The following is a 2,149-nucleotide window of genomic DNA, read 5'->3' as shown; positions in this document are numbered from 1 at the left end:
TCTTGGTAGTCCGCGTTTTCGTAAAGCGAGGTGCGGGTGCCCGGTGGGACGTTTGCCCAGCCTTCTTTCTCGGCCACGAGTGCGGTGTATTCTTTGGACGTTGCCCATTGGATGAAGCTCTTTGCTTCTTCAGTTGCGTCCGACCCCGCGGGCACCGCCAGCGACCACGCCCAGAGCCAGTTGCCGCGACGGCCCAACCCGTTGTCAGGCGCCAGCGCAAAGCCGCCCTTGTCCGCGACGGTGGAATCGTCAGGGTTGGTCACAAAGGACGCGGGCACGGTGGCGTCGATCCACATGCCGCATTTGCCCTGTTGGAACAGCGACAGATTTTCGTTGAAACCGTTTGTCGACGCACCCGGTGGGCCGTAGTTCGTCATCAGGTCCATGTAGAAGTTGACGGTGTTCGCCCATTCCTCGCCGTCGAATTCCGGCTGCCAGTTCTCATCGAACCAGCGCGCGCCAAAGGAGTTCGCCATCGCGGACAGCAGGGCCATGTTCTCGCCCCAGCCCGCCTTGCCGCGCAGGCAGATGCCGTAGACTTCGGCGTCCTTGTCGGTCATCGCCGCGGCGGCTTCCTTGATGAAATCCCAGGTAGGCGCCTCGGGCATTTCCAGACCGGCCTCTTCCATCAGGTCGGTGCGGTACATCACCATGGAGCTTTCGCCGTAGAAGGGCGCTGCGTATAGCTCACCGTCGACGGTCAGGCCATCGCGGATCGCGGGCAGCAGGTCGCCCGCGTCCCATTCCTCGGGCATGTCGTTGAGCGACACCAGCCAGTCTTGCGCGCCCCAGATCGGCACTTCGTAGGTGCCGATGGTCATCACGTCGAACTGTCCGCCGTTGGCGGCGACGTCCTGTGTCACGCGCTGGCGCAGCACGTTTTCTTCAAGCGTGACCCATTCCAATGTGATGTCGGGGTTCTGTGCCTCGAACTCCGAGGACAATGCCTGCATGCGGATCATGTCGCCGTTGTTCACGGTCGCGATTGTCACGGTGGTCTGTGCGAAAGCACCGCCCGCCGTCACCAGCGCCATGGCCGTCGCGGCATAGAGTGATTTGATATGTGTCATCCGTTCCTCCCTAAACGTCAGATATGGTGAAGAAGGTACTGACAGGCGCTACGCGAAGTCAATTTAAAATTTACGCGCGTAAATTTTAGATGTTTTTATCAGCTATGCTTCGAACTTAGGCAGAGTCCCGCATCACCAATTTCCCGTCAAACAGCGTTTCGACACGTTTCACAGGCGCGTTGCTGGTCTCAATGATTCGAAACAGCGTGCTTGCCGCGCTGTCGGCGATGGCCTCGTAATCCTGTGCGATGGTGGTCAGGGACGGGCAGGTGAAACGCGAAAACGGGTGATCGTCATGCCCCGCAATCCGCAGTTGGCACCCCTTGGCGTGACCGACTTTGATCCCGAGTTTGTATGCTGCCGATAACATGCCGATGGCAAGGCGGTCGTTGCTGCACAGCACGCTATCCGTCGGAAACACCCCTTGCTGCAAAAGCGCGCCACCCTCGCGCTGGCCAATTTCCTCGAAATCCCAGCCTTGGCCTTCGACCTGGAAGATCCGAGGCGCACAGCCTTGCCGGGCCATGCTTTCTTCGTAGGCCTGCCGCCGCTTGAAGGCGTTGGGGTTCGACGGTGTTTTCATCTCGAAAAGGCTGGGCGGCTCGCCGCTGCGGCACAGGTAGTCCACGATCAGATCAATGCTTTGAAAATTGTCCATGCCCGCATATGCCGCGCCTGAGTCACTGATATTGGCGTCGAACAGCACAAGCGGCACATCACGGCCGATTTTCTCAATCGCCTTGCGGTCAGAGGACCGCCCGAAAGGGGCCAAGAGGATGCCCGCTGGTTTCAGGGACCGGAGCGATTCCAGGTTTTCGGTCTCAAGCTCAGGCTTGCCATGCGAGCTGAGCAGGATGGGGCTATAGCCCGCCTCGATGCAGGCAACCTCGACCGCGCGGCCGATTTCGTTGAAAAACGGGTCCGCGAGATAGGGCACAATGATCCCGATGTTGCGGGTCGTCTGGCGGTTTTGGTTCATTGCGTAGACGTTGGGGCGGTAATCGTGCTGATCGAGTGCTGCTTCGATCCGCTGTCTGGTCGATTTGCGCACGCTGTCGGGGTTGTTGAAATACTTCGAC

Annotated in this window: 2 protein-coding genes; both read right to left on the bottom strand. The window is 59.5% G+C overall.

Annotation, left to right across the window (positions count from 1 at the left end; all coding sequences use genetic code 11):
• Window positions 1-1,070: ABC transporter substrate-binding protein (locus tag WA989_RS03060; protein WP_424339054.1), on the bottom strand; the 1,070-nt coding region annotated here is incomplete at its 3' end.
• 115 nt (window positions 1,071-1,185) lie between these two features.
• Window positions 1,186-2,149, bottom strand: a 964-nt coding sequence (locus tag WA989_RS03055) for a LacI family DNA-binding transcriptional regulator (RefSeq protein WP_424339053.1), incomplete at its 5' end; no start/stop codon positions are given.

Origin of the sequence: Henriciella sp., from assembly GCF_049649345.1 — a bacterium.
GTDB lineage: Bacteria > Pseudomonadota > Alphaproteobacteria > Caulobacterales > Hyphomonadaceae > Henriciella.
This window is presented reverse-complemented; position numbering and strand designations above follow the sequence as displayed.